This window comes from Paractinoplanes brasiliensis (genome assembly GCF_004362215.1).
Lineage (GTDB): Bacteria > Actinomycetota > Actinomycetes > Mycobacteriales > Micromonosporaceae > Actinoplanes > Actinoplanes brasiliensis.
In genome coordinates this window covers 4,234,085-4,252,606 of record NZ_SNWR01000001.1, presented here as the reverse complement: position 1 = coordinate 4,252,606, position 18,522 = coordinate 4,234,085, and the positions used below count along the sequence as shown (strand labels likewise).

14 protein-coding genes are annotated in these 18,522 nt (G+C 70.3%); 5 read left to right on the top strand and 9 right to left on the bottom strand.

Translation table 11 applies throughout. From position 1 onward, the window contains the following. Nucleotides 1–23: 23 nt before the first annotated feature. The 6 genes from C8E87_RS19170 to C8E87_RS19145 form a co-directional block, all read right to left on the bottom strand. Nucleotides 24–500: a DUF4383 domain-containing protein gene (locus C8E87_RS19170; RefSeq protein WP_239079798.1), complete on the bottom strand. Its 477-nt coding sequence runs from the start codon at nt 498–500 to the stop codon at nt 24–26. A gap of 64 nt (nt 501–564) precedes the next feature. Beyond that, a complete protein-coding gene (locus tag C8E87_RS19165; protein WP_133874365.1) occupies nt 565–2,358 on the bottom strand; it encodes an ABC-F family ATP-binding cassette domain-containing protein in 1,794 nt (597 codons plus the stop codon). Nucleotides 2,359–2,365: 7 nt separating this feature from the next. Beyond that, entirely contained in the window at nt 2,366–3,313 is a 948-nt protein-coding gene (locus C8E87_RS19160; protein WP_133874364.1) for a 4-(cytidine 5'-diphospho)-2-C-methyl-D-erythritol kinase, read from the bottom strand. Next, complete coding sequence (locus C8E87_RS19155) at nt 3,310–3,897, bottom strand: Uma2 family endonuclease (protein ID WP_133874363.1); 588 nt, start codon at nt 3,895–3,897, stop codon at nt 3,310–3,312. The genes C8E87_RS19160 and C8E87_RS19155 overlap by 4 nt, the downstream gene beginning before the upstream one ends. Then, a complete protein-coding gene (gene rsmA, locus C8E87_RS19150) occupies nt 3,894–4,781 on the bottom strand; it encodes a 16S rRNA (adenine(1518)-N(6)/adenine(1519)-N(6))-dimethyltransferase RsmA (RefSeq protein ID WP_133874362.1) in 888 nt (295 codons plus the stop codon). The genes C8E87_RS19155 and rsmA overlap by 4 nt, the downstream gene beginning before the upstream one ends. Nucleotides 4,782–4,811: 30 nt before the next feature. Then, complete coding sequence (locus C8E87_RS19145) at nt 4,812–5,711, bottom strand: TatD family hydrolase (RefSeq protein ID WP_133874361.1); 900 nt, start codon at nt 5,709–5,711, stop codon at nt 4,812–4,814. Between the two features lie 68 nt (nt 5,712–5,779). Here C8E87_RS19145 and C8E87_RS19140 point away from each other — a divergent pair, with 68 nt between their 5' ends. Beyond that, the gene (locus tag C8E87_RS19140) at nt 5,780–6,814 is read left to right on the top strand and encodes a hypothetical protein (protein ID WP_133874360.1); all 1,035 of its coding nucleotides are present in this window, start codon (nt 5,780–5,782) and stop codon (nt 6,812–6,814) included. 69 nt (nt 6,815–6,883) lie between these two features. Here C8E87_RS19140 and C8E87_RS44590 read toward each other — a convergent pair whose 3' ends face one another. After that, on the bottom strand, nt 6,884–8,107 hold the full coding sequence (locus C8E87_RS44590) for a PKD domain-containing protein (RefSeq protein WP_203720408.1): 1,224 nt from the start codon (nt 8,105–8,107) through the stop codon (nt 6,884–6,886). Between the two features lie 205 nt (nt 8,108–8,312). Further along, nucleotides 8,313–10,109, bottom strand: coding sequence for a methionine--tRNA ligase (gene metG, locus C8E87_RS19130; RefSeq protein WP_133874359.1), 1,797 nt, complete (start codon nt 10,107–10,109; stop codon nt 8,313–8,315). A gap of 132 nt (nt 10,110–10,241) precedes the next feature. On the opposite strand from metG, the gene C8E87_RS43750 reads away from it, so the two are divergent. Further along, nucleotides 10,242–11,852: a hypothetical protein gene (locus C8E87_RS43750; protein WP_166661194.1), complete on the top strand. Its 1,611-nt coding sequence runs from the start codon at nt 10,242–10,244 to the stop codon at nt 11,850–11,852. On the opposite strand, the gene rsmI is transcribed toward C8E87_RS43750, so the two are convergent. Further along, nucleotides 11,849–12,694, bottom strand: coding sequence for a 16S rRNA (cytidine(1402)-2'-O)-methyltransferase (gene rsmI / locus C8E87_RS19115; RefSeq protein WP_133874357.1), 846 nt, complete (start codon nt 12,692–12,694; stop codon nt 11,849–11,851). The two genes, C8E87_RS43750 and rsmI, sit on opposite strands and share 4 nt — an antisense overlap. 75 nt (nt 12,695–12,769) lie before the next feature. Between rsmI and C8E87_RS19110 the strand changes: the two genes are divergently transcribed. From C8E87_RS19110 to C8E87_RS19100, 3 genes are all read left to right on the top strand, one after another. After that, nucleotides 12,770–14,347: a dolichyl-phosphate-mannose--protein mannosyltransferase gene (locus C8E87_RS19110; RefSeq protein WP_133874356.1), complete on the top strand. Its 1,578-nt coding sequence runs from the start codon at nt 12,770–12,772 to the stop codon at nt 14,345–14,347. A 589-nt stretch (nt 14,348–14,936) separates the two neighbouring features. Continuing rightward, nucleotides 14,937–16,046, top strand: coding sequence for a hypothetical protein (locus C8E87_RS19105; protein WP_133874355.1), 1,110 nt, complete (start codon nt 14,937–14,939; stop codon nt 16,044–16,046). Beyond that, nucleotides 16,043–18,514, top strand: coding sequence for a bifunctional polysaccharide deacetylase/glycosyltransferase family 2 protein (locus C8E87_RS19100; RefSeq protein ID WP_498368235.1), 2,472 nt, complete (start codon nt 16,043–16,045; stop codon nt 18,512–18,514). Before C8E87_RS19105 ends, C8E87_RS19100 begins: the two co-directional genes overlap by 4 nt. Nucleotides 18,515–18,522 lie beyond the last annotated feature (8 nt).

Below are 18,522 nucleotides of genomic sequence, written 5' to 3'. Positions count from 1 at the left end.
GAAGCCGATCAGCGAAGCGCTGATCAGGCGGGACGGTGCTCCCGCACCTGCCGCGGCGCGCCGGCCTGCTCCTGCGGCGCGACCTTGCTGTACATGCTGGCGAGGATGAGGATCAGGCCCACCAGGTACGTCACCACGACGGTCGACATGCTGAAGCCGAAGAGGTTGGCGTCGGTGCGGTTGGTGGCCAGCTCGTAGCTGCCGACGACCAGCAGCGCCCAACCCAGGTATTTGCCCGCGGCGACGTCGAGGTTGCGCCCCATCGCGGCCGCGGCCAGCACGACGATGCCGACGACCAGCGCGACGATCGACCAGAGCATGTTGGTCTCCTGCCCCAGGACCCGCACGCCGACCACCCCGGTGAAGTTCTCGCCGGACGTCTGGATCATGCCGATCACGCCGAACACGACCAGGTAGGCGCCCGAGATGAAGCTGAGCGCGCGGTAGATCGGCCGCAGCGGGTGGTTGACCGGGGTGTGCGCCATGGTGTCCGTCTCCAAGGTCAGGTGTTGTTCACGCCGATTCTCGCGTATCCCCTCATGCGGCGCAGGCACACCCCCCGGATCAGTTTCCGGGCACCTGTTCGGCCAGCTCGAGCCAGGCCTCCTCGACCTCGGCCCGCTCCTGCTGCACGGCCTTGAGCTGCGCGTCGTACTCCATGATCTTGTCGTAGTCGCTGCCGTGATCGGCCAGCTTTTCGTTGATCTTGACGATGCGTTCCTCGAGCTTGCCCAGCTGCCGTTCGAGGCGGGCCAGATCCTTGCGAGCCTGGCGCAGATCACCCGCGGAGAGGCCGGTTGCGGCTGCCGCGGGTGCGGGCTTTTCCCCCCGTACGCCGGAATCCTGCGCCCCGGCCCGCGCGAGGTACTCGTCGATGCCTCCGGGCAGGTGCACCAGACGGCCGTCGCCGAACATCCCGTACGCCGTGTCGGTGACCCGCTCGACCAGGTAACGGTCGTGACTCGCCACGATCATCGTGCCCGGCCACGAGTCGAGCAGGTCTTCCAGCGCGGCGAGGGTGTCGGTGTCGAGGTCGTTGGTGGGCTCGTCGAGCAGCAGCACGTTGGGCTCGGTGGCCAGCAGGCGCAGCAGCTGCAACCGGCGGCGTTCACCACCCGACAGGTCGCTCACCGGGGTCCAGATGCGCTTGTCGGTGAACCCGAACACCTCGGCCAGCTGTCCCGCGGACAGCTCACGGTCGCCCAGCTTGACCCGCTTGGCCACCTCTTCGACCGCCTCGAGCAGGCGCAGATCACCGGGCAGCTCCTTGAGCTCCTGGGACAGGAACGCAGCCCGCACGGTCGAGCCGGTCACCAGCCGGCCGCCGTCGGGGGTGGTGACGCCGGCCAGCAGGCGCAGCAGGGTGGTCTTGCCGGCCCCGTTGGCGCCCAGGATCGCAAACCGGTCACCCGGCCCGACCTGCCAGGTCAGCCCGTCGAGGATCGTCTTGGGACCGGCGTGCAGCGTGACGTTCTCGAGGTCGTAGACCTGCTTGCCGAGGCGCGAGGTGGCCAGGCGTTGCAGGCTGACCTTGTCGCGCACCGGGGGCACATCCGCGATCAGCGCGTTGGCGGCGTCGATGCGGAACTGCGGCTTGGACGTACGGGCCGGCGGGCCGCGGCGCAACCAGGCGATCTCCTTGCGGAGCAGGTTCTGCCGGCGGGACTCGATCACGGCGGCGACGCGCTGGCGTTCGGCCCGCGCGAGGATCCAGGCCGCATAACCTCCCTCGTACGCGTGGACCTGCTCGTCGGCGACCTCCCAGGTGGCCGTGCAGACGGCGTCGAGGAACCAGCGGTCGTGGGTGACGACCACCAGGGCGCCGCGGCGAGTGAGCAGGTGACGGGCCAGCCAGTCGACACCCGCGACGTCGAGATGGTTGGTGGGCTCGTCCAGGATCAAAAGATCGCTTTCCCGTACGAGCAGCGCCGCGAGCGCGACCCGGCGGCGTTCGCCACCCGACATCGGCCCGACCGGGGTGTCGAGCCCCAGGTGCGGCATGCCCAGCCCGTCGAGGATCGCACGTACCCCCGCGTCACCGGCCCACTCGTGCTCGGCGCCCATGCCCTGGGCCAGCCAGGCTGTGCCCAGCACGACGTCGCGTACGGTGGCCTCGGCGGCCAGGTCGAGAGCCTGGGGCAGGGTGGCGACCCGCAGGTCACGGCGGTGCGTGACACGGCCGGAGTCGGGTTCCTCGCTCTTGGCGAGCAGCCGCAGAAGGGTCGATTTGCCTGCGCCGTTGAGGCCGACGATGCCGATGCGGGCGTCGTCGTCGAGTCCGAGAGAAACGTCGGTGAGAAGCTGGCCGGCGGCGCCGTAGCCCTTACCCACCCGGTCCAGGTTGATGATGTTCGCCACGATGGCTCTAGGTTACCCGCGCGCCCGGCATCGGCCCCCGGGCGGTGACCGCCTCACGGCACACCCCGGCCGAGTTGAGCCCGGCGGCGACACGTGCCGCGTGGGCGGCGTCGGTGGCCAGGAACACACAGGTGGGGCCGGAGCCGGAGACCAGCCCCGCGACCGCGCCCGCCTCGCTGCCGCACTTGAGCACGTCGGCCAGTTCCGGTCGCAGCGCGAGGGCGGCCGCTTGCAGGTCGTTGCCGAGAGCGGCGCCGAGCACCTCGGGGTCGCGCTGGCGCAGTGCGGCCATCAGCTCGTCGGGACCGCTGAGCGCCTTGGGCGGCCAGGAACCGGCCCGCAGGTCGTCGAGCTTGCGATACACCTCGGGGGTGGACAGGCCGCCGTCGGCGATCGCCAACACCCAGTGCCAGGTGGTCGGGCGGGCCAGGATCGGGCTGACCGCCTCGCCGTGCCCCGTGCCCAGGGCCGTGCCGCCGTGCAGCAGGAACGGCACGTCGGAGCCCAACTCGGCGCCCACCTCGGCCAGTTCCTCACGGGTGAGCCCGGTGCCCCACAGCAGGTCACAGGCGATCAGGGTGGCCGCGGCGTCGGCGCTGCCCCCGGCCAGCCCACCGGCCAGCGGGATGGACTTGCGCAGATGCAGCCGCGCGTACGCCGGAACCCGGGTGCGCGCCGCGAGCGCCCGGGCGGCCCGCATGATCAGGTTGCTCTCGTCGAGCGCGAGCGTCCCGGCGCCCTCACCCTCCATGGTCAGGGTGAGCGTGTCCCCCGGCCGGGCGGTGAGCTCGTCGAACAGGCTGATCGCGTGATAGACGGTGTTCAGCTCGTGGAACCCGTCGTCACGCAGCGGCCCCACCCCGAGATGCAGATTTATCTTGGCGGGCACCCGGACCCGCACCGGTCCGTGGTGGCGGCGCGGCTCGTCATCGTCCGGTCCCCAGGCTTCGGTCACGGAGTGATGTCCCGGATCGGGAGGCTCAACTGGTGGGGGGTTCCGAGCTTCAATTCCTCGTCGGAGTCGGCGACCAGTTCGTAACGGCCGCCAACGAGGTCATAGGCGTAGATGTGGACTGGATTCTGTTCGATTCGCCAGTAGTGCGGAATCCCTACCGACGCGTAGACCGCCGGTTTCTCCAGCCTGTCCCGCCGCTTCGTGCCGGGTGAGACGATCTCGATGGCGACAACGACCTGTTCCGGCTCATAGAAATGGTGCTCGAGATCGACCGGGGCGTGGAGGATCACACCATCCGGTTCGAGCGTATTGCGGTGTCCCACCGCCACCCCGACCGCGAACAACGCCTCCAGGCTCTCGGGCAGGTGCTGGTCGAGCCAGGCGATCAGACGGCTATTGATCTTTTGGTGGGCGCCGGAGGGCGACGGAACCACGGACAGGACTCCATCTGTCAGCTCGACACGGGGGACGTCGTCCGGCAGCCGCAGAAGATCCTCGATCGTGTAACCGGCGGTGCGCTGCTTGCGGGGGTCGGGCGCCCACGGGCCTGCGGCAGGGATCTCGCCGATCGGTTCCGCGGTCATGAGTCCACCTCCTTGGGCTGCCTCTCGGACGCGCTGAGCTTACCGCCGCCGGGCGACAGTTTGGCCGCGGCCGCGATCGCCACGAACTGCTCGACGGTCAGCGACTCGCCGCGCGCCTGCGGGCTGACCCCCGCCGCCACCAGCAGCTCCTCGGCGCGGGCGGCGCCACCGGCCCAGCCGGCCAGGGCCGCGCGCAGGGTCTTGCGGCGCTGAGCGAAGGCGGCGTCGACCACCGCGAACACGTCACGGCGATCGATGTCACCCGGTGGGGTGCGGCGGGTGAAGGCGACCAGCCCGGAGTCCACATTCGGCACCGGCCAGAACACGGCGGGCGGCACCTTGCCGGCCGCGCGGGCGTCGGCGTACCAGGCCAGCTTGACCGACGGAACCCCGTACACCTTGGAACCCGGGCCCGCGACGAGCCGGTCGGCCACCTCTTTCTGCACCATGACCAGGCCGCCGCGCAGTGTGGGCAGCTCGGCCAGCAGGTGCAGCACGACCGGGACGGCCACGTTGTAGGGCAGGTTGGCCACCAGCATCGTGGGCGCCGGGTCGAAGTCCGCCCCCCGGACGTGCAGGGCGTCGGCGTTGTGCACGCTCAGGTGGGCGGCCGTGACCGTCTCGGGCAGCGCCGCGGCGAGCCGGGGGTCGATCTCGACGGCGTGCACGTGCCGCACCGCCCCGGCCAGACCCAGCGTGAGGGAGCCGAGCCCCGGCCCGACCTCGAGCGCGACGTCGTCGGGCACGAGCCCGGCCGCGGCCACGATGCGCCGGATCGTGTTCGGGTCGTGCAGGAAGTTCTGGCCGAGCTTCTTCGTGGGGGCCACGCCGAGCCGGGCGGCCAGTTCCCGGATCTCCGCCGGGCCGAGAAGTGCGTCAGCCATGAGTTGCAAGCCTAGCCGGGGCGGGAATCGTCAGCGCCAAGGCCCGAAAACACGCTCGCCGTTGTCCGAGATCGCGGCGCACAGCTCGTCGACGTCGTCACCCCGAGCGGCCGCCAGGGCGCGTACGGTCAGCGGGATCAGATACGAAGCGTTCGGGCGGCCGCGATACGGCACGGGGGTCAGATAGGGCGCGTCGGTCTCGACCATGATCTGCTCACGCGGGGTCAGGGCCGCCGCCTCGCGCAGGCTCCCGGCGCTGGCAAAGGTCACCGTGCCGGCGAAACTGAGATGAAAGCCCCGCCGTACGCACTCGGTGGCGAACGCCGCGTCACCCGAGAAGCAGTGCATGACGACCGTGTCGGGCGCGCCCTCGGCATCGAGCACCCGCAGCACGTCCTCGTGGGCGTCGCGGTCGTGGATGATCAGTGCCTTGCCGTGGCGTTTGGCGATGGCGATGTGCGCGCGGAAGCTCTCCTCCTGCGCCGCCCGGCCCTCCTCCGGCGTACGGAAGGTGTCGAGGCCCGTCTCCCCGACGCCGCGGACCCTCGGCTCGGCCGCGAGCGCCTCGATGGCTCGCAGCGACTCGTCCAGATCGGACAGGCGTGGCGCCTCGTTGGGGTGCAGCGCCACGGCGGCCAGCACCGACGTGTGGCGGGCGGCCAGCTCGGCGCTCCAGCGCGACGACGGCTCGTCCACTCCGACCTGAACAACCCGACCCACACCGGCCTTGGCAGCGGCGGTCAGCAGCGCCTCGACCGGGTCGGCAGCCTCGCCCCCGGGCACCCCGGCTTCCTCAATGGTCAGGTCGAGGTGGGTATGGCTGTCGAACACCGGAACAGCAAGCGGCTCAGGCGCAGCCGGGAACTCCCCGGCCCGCCGGCGAGCCTTCTCCCGGCGGGACTCCGAAGGTGACGATGGCATGGGAGACATTCTGCACTTCGACACTCCGGCCACCGCATGTTCACCTGAAGTCCATGCCTGTTGTCTAGTTTCCCACCGTGACCGTGACCGGCGAGGACAGCGCGATCGGCGCCGATCCGCTCGAACCCCCGCTCAGCGCCCCGCTGCGGCGTGACCTCGGCTGGGCACGGGTGCAGCAGATGAGCCAGTCGGCCGGCTTCCGCGACGACCCGGTGCTGCGCCGGATCCGGACCACAGCGGCTGTACGCCGTGGCACGCGCATGCTCAAGGTGCTCTCGCCGGCCCAGGTTTCCGGCCATCTCGGCGGCTGGCCCCCGTACGGCTTCTGTTACCGCGCCTGCGACGTGGCCCACCTCCGCGATCCCCACGACCTGGCCCTGCTCGGCACCGACGGCGTGACCGACTCCGAGGTGGCTTACGCGTTGCGCTGGCGTGCCGTGGATCCGCTCGACTACGACGTGCCCGGCGGGCCGGCGCAACCCGGGCTGGCGATGATCCAGTCCCACCAGCGGATCGGCGCGATGATCCTCGGCACCGGGTTCACGCCGAGCACCGACGAGCTCATTCCCGAGTACGTCACCGCCGGGTTCGCCGACCTGCCGCTGCCGGCCAACTCGCAGATCGTCGCGTACGTGCCCGGCGGCGACGAGGTGATCCTCTACACCTTTCAGCCGGAACAGAACGGCTGGCTGCGCCTGGCCGGTCCACGGTGGCGCAACCTGCTCGGCGACCTTCCCGGCGTGAGCCCCGACCGCGAGTACGTGCCCTGCACGACATCCGGTTCGGCGCGGCTGGTCGGCCAGATCAAGGGCCGCGAGTACGAAGCAGTCGCCGACCCGCCCGACGAGTTCCGGGTGCGAGCCCTGACCCGCGCGGCCCGCTACCCGGTGTCCTCCCTGAGCCGCCGCGCCGAGCAGGCCCTCTGGCGCGGAGTCCCGTGCTGGGTCCTGCAGCGCGACGAGTCCTGGGCCCGGCTACGGCTGCTGCGCCCCGACAACGACGCCTTGGCGGCCACGGGCGCACGCTGCTATGAGCGCGGCGTCTACGAGGCGTGGGCCCCGGTAGGCGAGCTCCTCGACCACCACATCACCGACATCCCGTACCCGCTCTGACCCTTGAGAAGGCCGAAGCCGGCGCCACCCTCCCACGGGCGACGCCGGCTTCGTTCTGCTGGTGGAGCGTCAGCTGATCGTGCGCTCGTACGGGGTGTGGTTGTCGAGGTTGCCCGACCAGTCCATCGCCGCGAGGATGACGCCGAGGTAGCCCTTGGGCGTGTTCTTCAGGCCCAGCGAGAACTTGCCCTTCGTCACCTTCACCGGGCGGCTGCAGGAGAGGATGTTGGCGTCGGTAACCGTGATCCACTTCTTGCCGTTGTAGCAGACGATGGTGTTGTTGTTCTTGATCACGAGGGCGGCGACGTACATCTCCTTGATGCCGGAGCCCTTGTCGCTCGCGGTGCCCTTGATCGCCTTCCAGGACGAGGCCTTGTTCGCCTTCGACGGCACGCTGAGCTTGAGCACCGGCCGCCAGCTGTCCTTCTTCAAGGTGACCTTGCCGACGGTCAGCGGGGTGGCCATGCCGTACCCGTTGTAGATGTAGGCCGTGAGGGTCTTCGTGCCCGGCGGGACGAAGGCGCCGTTGCTCGGGTTGGTGAAGTAGTAGCGCGTGACCTTCTGCTTCTTGACACTGAGCGCCGAGGCGCGCCCGTCACCCCAGTTCACCGAGATCTTCTTCGTGCCGGCCGGCACCGAGGTGATCTCCCAGACGAACTTCTCGCCGGCCCAGACCGACGTCTTGTTCAGCTTGTACTTGAGTGCCGGGACCGAGACGGTCGGGCCGGACGACTTGGCGACCTTCTTGTTGCCCGCGAGGTCGGTCAGCGTCAAGGTGATCGGCTTCTTGCCGCTCGACTTGTACGTGTGGGTGACGTTCTTCGCGGTGTGGTGCAGCGTCTGGGTCGAGCCGTCACCCCACGTCACGACGCGCTTGATCTCGGGGCCCACGCTCACGTTGTCGCCGACACCGAACACCGTGATCGTCACCGTCTGACCGGTCCAGATGGACCAGCGGTTGAGGCTGAAGGCGCCGGTGGGAGCCGTCTTGTCGGCGGGCGGCGTCGGCGTCGTGGTGGTCGGCGGGGCCGTGGTCGGCGGGGTGGTGGGCGGCTCCGTCGTGGGCGGAGTCGTCGCGGGCTCCGTCGTGGGCGGGGTGGTGGGCGGCTCCGTCGTGGGCGCGACCGTGGTCGGCTCGACCGTCGGCTCCGTCGTGGCCGGGGCGGTCGTCGTCTCGGTGGCCTCGGGCAGCGGCGGCGACGGTTCAGCGAGCGCGGGCGCGGCCGCGAGGCCGCCGGCCAGGGCGCCGCTGATCACGGCCGCGAGCAGCGGACGAGAGAGGCGAGAGTTCAAGGAAATGCTCCTTCGAGGGGGTTGAAACCGCACGAAGGGGGCCAATCGTCACGACTCGCGTCAGGACGGAGCCGTTTCGATGTAACGCTGGTGTTCCCCCGTGGAGCGCGAACGCTACCGGATCACCAACACATCGATCAATCAGATAAAAGGACGAGGCCCGAAAGCACCTTTCGTGCCAACGAACCTCGTCGATAGAACCAGATCAGCCTGCTAGGCGGGCCAGCTCCTCCTCGATGACGGACGGATCGAGCTTGCGGAAGACCGGTTTCGGGGTGGCCAGCGGGGTTCCTGTGACCAAGGGCACTGACTCCCAGCGGGCCCCGGCTGTGTAGTCGCCCGTGAGCACCGGGTAACCCGGGCCGCCGTCCAGGTCCTCGACCTCCTCGATGCGCGGCATCGGCGCGTGCACGCCCTCGCCGCCGAGCAGCTCGAACACCTTCTGCGCGGAGTGCGGCAGGAACGGCGTCAGCAGCGTGTTGGCGTCGCTGACGACCTGCAGCGCGACGGCGAGCACGGTGGCCTGGCGGGGCTTCTCCTCCTCCGACTTGAGCTTCCACGGGGCCTGCTCGGAGAGGTACTTGTTGGCCTCGGCGACCACCTTCATCGCCTCGCCGATCGCCGCCTTCTGCCGGTGCTTGCCGATCAGCTCGCCGACCGTGGCGAAGCCCGCCTTGGCCACGGCCAGCACAGCCTCGTCCTCTCCGGTCAGCTCACCCATGGCCGGCACGGCCCCGAAGTTCTTGGCGGCCATCGAGATCGAGCGGTTGACCAGGTTGCCCCAACCGGCCACCAGCTCGTCGTTGTTGCGCCGGACGAACTCGGCCCAGGTGAAGTCGGTGTCGTTGGACTCGGGCCCGGCCGCCGCGATGAAATAGCGCAGCGCGTCGGCGTCGTAACGCTCCAGGAAGTCGCGGACGTAGATGACCACCCGCCGCGACGAGGAGAACTTCTTGCCCTCCATCGTCAGGTACTCACTGGAGACCACCTCGGTCGGCAGGTTCAGCCGGCCCAGCTCGCCCGGCTGACCGCCCTTGTCTCCCTCGCCGGAGTAACCGAGCAGCAACGCCGGCCAGATCACCGAGTGGAAGACGATGTTGTCCTTGCCCATGAAGTAGTAGCCCAGGGCGTCCTTGCCCAGCCCGTCGGCCGACCACCACTTGCGCCACGCCTCGGGGTCGCCGGAGCGGCGGGCCCACTCGATCGAGGCCGACAGGTAGCCGATGACCGCGTCGAACCAGACGTAGATGCGCTTGTCGCCGCGGTCGCGCCAGCCGTCGAGCGGGATCGGCACACCCCACTCGAGGTCACGGGTGATGGCCCGGGGCTGCAGGTCGTCGAGCAGGTTACGGGAGAACTTCAGGACGTTGGGCCGCCAGTTCTCCCGCTGATCGAGCCAGTTGCCGATGGCCTCGGCGAAGGCCGGCAGGTCGAGGAAGAAGTGCTCGGTCTCGACGAACTCCGGCGTCTCGCCGTTGATCTTGGAGCGCGGGTTGATCAGCTGCTCGGGGTCGAGCTGGTTGCCGCAGTTGTCGCACTGGTCGCCACGCGCGCTCTCGTAACCGCAGATCGGGCAGGTGCCCTCGATGTAACGGTCGGGCAGGGTGCGCCCCGTCGACGGCGAGCGGGCGCCCAGCGTCGTGCGCTTGACGATGTAGCCGTTGCGCTCGAGCGCGGTGAACAGCTCCTGCACCACGGCGTAGTGGTTGCGCGTGGTGGTGCGGGTGAACAGGTCGTAGGACAGGCCGAGGCCGTGCAGGTCCTCGACGATGACGCGGTTGTACCGGTCGGCGAGCTCACGCGGGCTCACCCCGTCCGCGTCGGCCTGCACCTGGATCGGTGTGCCGTGCTCGTCCGTCCCCGACACCATGAGCACGTCGTGCCCGGCCATGCGCATGTACCGGCTGAAAACGTCGGAGGGCACCCCGAAGCCGGAGACATGACCGATGTGGCGCGGGCCGTTGGCATAGGGCCAGGCAACCGCGGCGAGAACGTGACTCATGAGGTACAAGCGTAGTGAGCGGCCCCGGCGCCTCGCGAACGGATTCGCCCAGCGCTCCATGAGATCCCTATTTATCACGACACGCCCGATTCAAAACGCGATCCCCGCTCGCCCGCGTAGTCCAATGGACCCGTGCCCGGAGACACGCCACAGCCTGGGGAAACGCCGCGAAGCGGGTCCGACCCGTGGGCCCTGCCCGATCCCGACGCGGCCTGGTGGCGCGGCGAGACCGACCGCACGGCCGACAACCCCGCCCACGGCCCGCGCCGCAGGCCGCCGCACCCCGGCCCCGAACAGCCCGCGGGCGGCACCGGCGTGCTGCTGCCGCCCGCCGCCGCGCCGCGCGCCGGCGAGGCGGCCGAGGCGCACGCCGCGGGTGTCCAGGACGTCTCCGAGGAACTGGCGCCCGGCGCGGAGAAACCCCCGGCCGCCGTCGAGCGCGACCATGACCGGCCCGACCCGCACCGCTACAACCCGCTGCGCCCGGCTGCCGGGCACACGGCGCAGAAGTCACCCGAAACGGTGGCCGCCGACACCCCGTCGGCGGCTCAAGCCTCCCCACCGCCGGCCGGGACGCAACCGGCCCCCGCTGCCCAGCGAGCCCGGGAAACGCAGCCGACCGGTGCGGCAAAGCCCGCCACTGCCGCGCAGACCCCGGCCGCGCAGCCGGCCCAGCCCACGCCGACCCCGGGGGCCCCGTCCACCCAGCCCATGGCCCAGCCCATGCAGCCCCCGGGCGCCCCGTCCGTCCAGCCCATGCAGCCTCCGGGCGCCCCGTCCACCCAGCTCACGGCCCGGGACGCGCAGACGACGCCGGGCGCGAAAGCCCAGCCCGCAGCCCAGGACACGCGTACGACGCCGGACGCGAAAGCGGCCCGGAGCGGCCACCCGGAGGCCGTACGGTCGGCCCCGGTCGTGCCGCCGAAGCCGAAGGCCGAGGTCACTCCGCCGCCCGACGACGTCATGGTGCTGCCGGATCCGAGCCTCGGCCACCGGCCGACCGTGCCGCTGGACCATCCGCTGCCCGCGCGGCCCCGCCAGTCCGGCAGCCCGCACGCCCGCCCCACCGAGCCGCTGCCCCCGCCCACCGGCAGCCCCGAAACCGACGCCCGGCTCAACCGGCTCGAGAACTCCACGTTCTGGCGCGACCCGGGCGACGACACCATCGAGGTGCGGCCCGGCGAGGAGCCGCCGCCGGCGCTCACCCGGGCCCGCCACCGCAGCACCGGCCGGGCCCGCGCCAAGCGAACCGGGCGCCCGCTCTCGGCGCAGGTGTCGCTCGTGTCGCTCGGGCTGGTGGCGGCGTTCTTCGCCTGGGTCAGCGCGGAGCCGTTCTGGCTCGCGGTCGGGCACGGCGACCAGGGCTACGTCACCACGACCCAGTGCACCGGCGAAGGCGTGACCCAGCGCTGCCTCGGACGGTTCGCGTCGGCCGACGGCCGGTACACGATCACGCAGGTGCGCCTGCTCGGCGTCGAGGGGCAGGCCCGGATACCCGGAACGGTCACGCCCGCCCGCATGGTCAGCCCGGACAGCCGCCAGGCGTACGTGGGCGGCACCGGCCCCCTGCTGCAACTGCGCTGGATGCTCGGGTTCGCGCTTGTGCTGCTCTGCGGCTACGCGATCGCGGGCGTGACCAAGGCGCGGCGGCTCGAGACGGCCCGGGCGCGGCGCAGCGCGGTGCTGCTCAGCCTGGCCGGCCCGCTGGCGCTGCTGGCAGGCTTCCTGGCCGCCGCCTATTAGCCGTGCACCAGCGCGTACACCTCGCGCTTCTTGATCCCGTACTCGTCGGCGACGGCCTGGATGGCGTCCCGCCGCGACGATCCGGCCGCCTCCCGGGCCGCGACCGCCGCGCGCAGGTCGTCGTCGGCCGGGCGCTCGGCGGGGCGGGCCGGGGCGCCACCCACGACCACCGTGATCTCGCCGCGCGGCCCCTCCCGCTGCGCCCACACGGCCAGCTCACCCGCGGTGTCGCGCCTGATTTCCTCGTACGTCTTGGTCAGTTCACGGCAGACGGCGGCGGGCCGGTCGTCGCCGAATGTGGCGGCGAGGTCGGCGAGCATGCCCGCGATCCGGTGCGGGGCCTCGAAGAAGACCAGCGTGCGCGGCTCGGACGCGAGCTCCCTCAGTCTCGATCGGCGGTTGGACCCCGTACGGGGAAGGAAGCCCTCGAAGACGAAGCGGTCGCTGGGCAGGCCGGAGAGCGCGAGAGCCGTCGTGACCGCGCTCGGGCCGGGCGCCGCCGTGACCGGGAAACCGGCGTCGAGGGCCGCCCGCACCAGGCGATATCCCGGATCGGAGACGCTCGGCATGCCGCCGTCGGTGACCACCGCGACCACAGCGCCGCCGGTCAGCGCCTCGACCAGCTCCGGCGTACGCCTTTCGTCGTTTCCTTCGAAATATGAAACGACTCGGCCGGTGACCGTCACCTCGAGATCACGGGCCAGCCGGGCCAGCCGGCGCGTGTCCTCGGCCGCGACCACATCGGCGGACGCCAATACCTCACGTAGCCGGGCGGACGCGTCGCCGACGTTGCCCAGCGGCGCGCCGACGAGCACGACCCGGCCTTCCTTGATGTCAGCCACCTCAAAAGTCCATCACACGCCGCGACGAGGTGACGGCGGGCACCGCCTCCCAGTCGCAGGTCCTACGATCGCGGGGTGACTACGGCGGCGACGACGGAGACAGAGCTGACCCCGGAACCGCCGGCGGCGGCCGAACCCGGGGGCGTCCGCGCCGTCCCCGAGATCGTGCGGCGGCGGCTCAGGACGCTCGACAACTGGCTGAACCCGCACTCGTGGCTGGTCACCGCCCTGATCGTGACCATCGCGGCGATCCTGCGGCTCAGCGGGATCAGCAGCCCGAAGGGCTACATCTTCGACGAGGTGTACTACCCGACCGACGCCTGGGACATGTTGCAGCACGGCGTCGAATGGGACGAGAAGACCAACGGCCCGGCGTACGTGGTGCATCCCCCGCTCGGCAAATGGCTCATCGCCCTCGGCGAGCTGATGTTCGGCAACACGGAGCTGGGCTGGCGCTTCCCGGCCGCGGTGGCGGGCACCGTGATGATTCTGATCCTCATCCGGGTGACGTACCGGCTGTTCCACTCGGTGCTGCTGGCCGGGCTGGCCGGGCTGCTGATGACACTCGACGGCTACCAGCTGGTGCTTTCGCGCACGTCGCTGCTCGACATCTTCCTCGGCACGTTCATCCTGGCCACGTTCGCCGCCATCGTGCTCGACCGCGACCACTACCGGCGCCAGTGGCTCAAGGCGCTCGAAAAAGGGTTCGACCCGGCCAAGACGGCAAGCGTCCCCCGGATAGTGCCGTGGTGGCTGCTGGTCGCCGGCATCACGTTCGGCATGGCCTGCGGCGTGAAGTGGAGCGCGCTGTTCTTCGCCCCGTTCCTCGGCGCCCTGGTGATCGTCTGGCGGGTCCAGGCGCGACGGTCGGCCGGCGTCCAGGGCCCGTTCCTGGCCGGCATCCTCGGCGACCTGGGGTGGCTGATCCTCAGCTTCGCGCTCACCCTCGTGATCTATCTGGCCACGTGGACCGGCTGGTTCGTCACCGACACCGGCTACTTCCGCCACTATCGCGAGGCCAACGGCATGAGCGAGCCCCCGCTGATCGGCGCGCTGCTCAACCTGTGGCATTACCACCACGAGGCCTACAGGTTCCACAGTGGCCTGACCGAGCGGCACATCTACCAGTCGTGGCCGTGGCAGTGGCTGCTGCTCGGCCGGCCGGTCGCGTTCTACTGGAACAACAGCGGCAACTGCGGCGCCCCCAGCTGCGCCCGCGAGATCCTGCTGCTCGGCACGCCGATCCTGTGGTGGTCGTTCCTGCCCGCCCTGGCCGCCCTGGTCTGGTTCGGCCTGGCCCGGCGCGACTGGCGGGCCTGGGCGATCCTGGTGCCGGTGGTCGCGGGCCTGCTGCCGTGGTTCTACTACGCGGTCAAGGACGGGCGCACGATGTTCTCGTTCTACGTGCTGCCGGCCCTGCCGTTCCTGATCCTGGCCGTCGTCTACGTGCTGGGCGCCATCATGACGCCGCCCGAAGGCATAGCCCAGGGCAAGGCAAGATCGGACCGCCAGCTGGTAGGCACCGTAGTGGTAGGTGCCTACATTGTGCTGGTAGCGGTGTGTTTCGCCTACTTCTATCCAATTTTCACGGCTCAGGTGATCCCGTACGAGAGTTGGTCGGGGCGCATGTGGCTGGGCGGCCGCTGGATCTGACCCCTTCTTCAGTTCACCGGCCCCGGCCGTTCAGGGCCGCCGCAGTGGCAGTCGCCGCGCGGCGGCCCCTCTTCCATTTCCGGGCGCAGCGGGATGCCGTGGTGCTGCTGTGCACCGGCGGCCGCGGGGGCGTCACGCGGAAGGCTGCAGAAAGTAAGAGCGCGCCCCGATCGCCTGCCACGGGGGAAGCGGGCGATAGGAGCGCGCAAGAAGAAGCTTAACGACCTCCGATGTCGGACACAACGGGTGGCCGGGGGACTTTCAAATTTCGACCAAGCCAATTCGACAACCCGGACATAGTGGTATATTCTCGTTAAGAAGTGCATATCGTCGCGTGAATATGCTTCGGGCTTTTGCCTCTTTCATTGTCGGGGATACGACAGGAAAACAATGAGCAAAACCGCGTAACCTCAATGCGTCTGCCAATTCGGCGCAGCTCAGCGACGCGTGGACAACCGTGGCACATACCAGTCGCCATCTGGTCAAACTCCAGCGCTCATCATTTCGGCTGATTCTGCGGAAACGATCATCGGTCATGCGGAAGAGTGAGACGTCGCAAGATCGCGATTTACCTTCTTAAGCTCGCGGCGTGACTTCGCGACAGCCAGAAAATCCGCATTTCGTGGCCGACGATTTCCCCGAGACGGAAGTGATCTCGGTGGAGACGCCGGCGCCGGTGTTCGTGGACAGCACCGGGCGCCGCAGCCGGTTCTTGCGGCGGATCGCGTACGCGTTCGGCGTGCTGGTCATGCTGTACGGCGGCCTGATCAGCGTCAGCCTGGCCGGCGGCCCCGTCCGCTCCAGCGCCGTGCTGCCGTTGCCCGGCCTCGAGCCCGAGAAGAAAGAAACGCCGGCAGCCCAGCCCAGCCCCGCCTCGACCCCCACAGCGACCCAGGCCGCACGAGCCCTCTACATCCCGGGTGCGCAGCCCCGCCAGGCGACCGTCCGGCCGCCGGCCCCGCAGCTGGAGTCGACTCGGCTGCCATCGGCGACGCGGACACCCACCCCGTCGCGGTCGGTCTCGCCGACTCCGACGAGGAGGACGCCCCCCAAGCCGGAGTCGGGCACTGTCAAGCCGCCCCGGACCTCGCCGACCACGCCTCCGACCACCCCGCCCACGACTCCGCCGACGACCCCGGTCGACGAGGTGCCGCCGGTTCCCCCGGCGGTGCCGCCCGGCGGTGGCACCGGCGGAGGAGGCGGCGGAACAGCCGTTGGCAACCCGACGAGCCCGAGCCCGAGCGGCTCGGGCTCGTCCGCCTCCGGGGGCGGAACAGGCGGCAGCGGCGGCAACCCGAGCAGCGGAAACAGCGGCAACTCGGGCGGGGGCGGAAGCGGCGCCGGAGACGCGGGGGGCGGCGCGGGCGGCAGCGGCTCAGGCGGCAGCGGCTCAGGCGGCAGCGGCTCAGGCGGCAGCGGCTCAGGCGGCAGCGGAAACAGCCCCGACGGCAACAGCACGAGCAACGGCGACAACAACAGCAGCGGAAGCAACGCCGGCTCCGGAGGCGCGGAGGGCTCCGGAACCAGCGGCAACAGCAGCGGCAGCTCAACGAACGGCGACAACAGCGGATCGGCGTCGTCCGGCGCCGCCACCCGGACAACCGGCGAGGAAGGAACCACCCCACCCGACATCACGACCAGGGCCACCGCCCCGCTGTTCCCGGACCCGGTATCCCTCACGACCAAGGTGCTTCAGTGACGCCTCACACCCCCGCCCACAAGGCCCCGCCTCCCAACACCCCGCCACCCATGCCGCGCACCAAGGCACGTACGCGAGGCCGCGGCCCCGTACGGCGAAGGCTCCTCCCCCGCCCCCGGATCATGCTCGGCTCGCTGCTCGTGCTGGTGTTCGTCGGCGTCCTGGTCGTGCAGGCCTACATCAACGCCGAGTTCAAGGGCGACCACCTCGACTCCGAGGTCGGTGACCAGGCCGGCGTCCCCGCAGAGATCCTCAACGGCGGCCCGGTCATCAACACCACCGGCGGCCAGACCAGCACCAGCCGCATGCCGCCGAAGACGATCGCGCTGACCTTCGACGACGGCCCCGACCCGGCCTGGACGCCGAAGATCCTCGACGTGCTCGAGGAGAACGACGCGCACGGCACGTTCTTCGTGGTCGGTTCCGAGGTGTCACGGCACCCGGAGCTCACCAAGCGGATCACCGACGAGGGCAACGAGCTGGGCCTGCACACGTTCACCCACCCGAACCTGCAACGCCTCGCGCCGTGGCGGCGCACCTTGGAGCTGTCGCAGACCCAGGTCGCGATCGCCCGGGCCACCGGCGTGCACACCAACCTGGCCCGTTTCCCCTACTCGTCGAAGAACGCCGCCATCGACGAGATCAACTGGCGGATCGTCCAGGACGCCGGCAAGCAGGGCTACTTGGTCGTCGTCAACGACCTGGACAGCGAGGACTGGCAGCGGCCGGGCGTACCGCAGATCGTCAAGAACGCGACTCCCACCGGTGAGAGCTCGGCGGTCGTCCTGTTCCACGACGCGGGTGGCGACCGGCAGCAGACCGTCGACGCGCTGCGCCAGTTCATCCCGGCCATGAAGTCCCGCGGTTACCGGTTCACCACCGTCACCGAGGGGCTCAACAGCACGATCGAGCAGAGCAACGAGGCGGCCGCGGCCAAGGTGCCGTTGCTGCCCGAGAACCCGCAGGCCGCGAACAGCGACGTGTGGCGTGGCAGCGCGGTGATCTGGACCGTACGGGTCGCCGACGGTCTCGTCTGGTTCATCGCGATCCTGTTCCTCGTGGTCGGCGCGCTGACCATCGGGCGTACGGCGTTGTTGTTGCTCCTCGCCACCCGGCACGCGCGCCAGCGCCGCAAACCCGGCTGGAGCTGGGGCCCGCCGGTGGTCGAGCCGGTGTCGGTCATCGTGCCCGCCTACAACGAGAAGGAAGGCATCGAAGCCGCCGTACGCTCCCTGGCCGGTGGCGACTACCCGGCGATCGAGGTCGTGGTCGTCGACGACGGGTCCACCGACGGCACGGCCGCCCTCGTCGAGCAGATGCGGCTTCCCAACGTACGGGTGGTCCGGGTGCCCAACGGGGGAAAGCCGAACGCGTTGAACACCGGCGTGGCCCTCGCGCGGCACGACCTGATCGTCACCGTGGACGGCGACACGATTTTCGAGCCGGACTCGATCCGTACGCTGGTGCAGCCGTTCGCCGATCCGACCGTCGGCGCGATCGCGGGCAATGTCAAGGTCGGCAACCGGGAGCGGATGGTCGCGGCCTGGCAGCACATCGAGTACGTGATCGGCTTCAACCTGGACCGCCGCCTGTACGAGGTGCTCGGCATCATGCCGACGGTGCCCGGCGCGATCGGCGCCTTCCGTCGGGAGGCCCTGCGGCAGGTCGGCGGGATCAGCGACGAGACGCTGGCCGAGGACACCGACGTCACCATGGCCATGCTGCGGCAGGGCTGGCGGGTCGTGTACGCCGAGGACGCCAAGGCCTGGACCGAGGCGCCGGCCACTTTGGAACAACTGTACCGGCAGCGTTACCGGTGGAGTTACGGCACGATGCAGGCGATGTGGAAGCACCGCCGCGCTCTGTTCGACCGGGGGCCGTCGGGTCGTTTCGGCCGGCTCGGGCTGCCGTTCCTCGCGCTGTTCGGGGTGGCGCTGCCGATGCTCGCGCCGGTGGTCGACATCATGCTTGTCTACGGCCTGGTCTTCTGGGAGCTGGAGGAGACCATGGTCGCGTGGCTCGGCATGCTCGCCCTGCAACTGTTCACCGCGGCGGTGGCGTTCCGCTTCGACAAGGAGTCGCTGAGACCGCTCTGGCGGTTGCCGCTGCAACAGTTCGCGTACCGGCAATTGATGTATCTGGTGTTGATGCAGTCGGCGACCACCGCGCTGACCGGCGGCCGGCTGCGCTGGCACAAGCTGCACCGGGCGGGTCTGGGCAACCGGGCCGAGGCGTTGCCGCCGCCTCCGCCGCCGCTCACCCAGGTTGCGCCCGTTGTGGACACATGGCCCTCGACACTGGGTCAGGGTCACGCCGACTCGCATCCGGCGTCGGGCCGGGCGGTTGCCCGTCCGGTGGTGCCGTCGCAGCCGGGCCCCGGCCAGCACACCGCGGAGTACGGCCCCGAGGACCTTCCGTCAGCCGGCTCGCCCCCGGGTGGCGGCACCGGCCCGGTCTACACCGGGTGAAAGCCCGG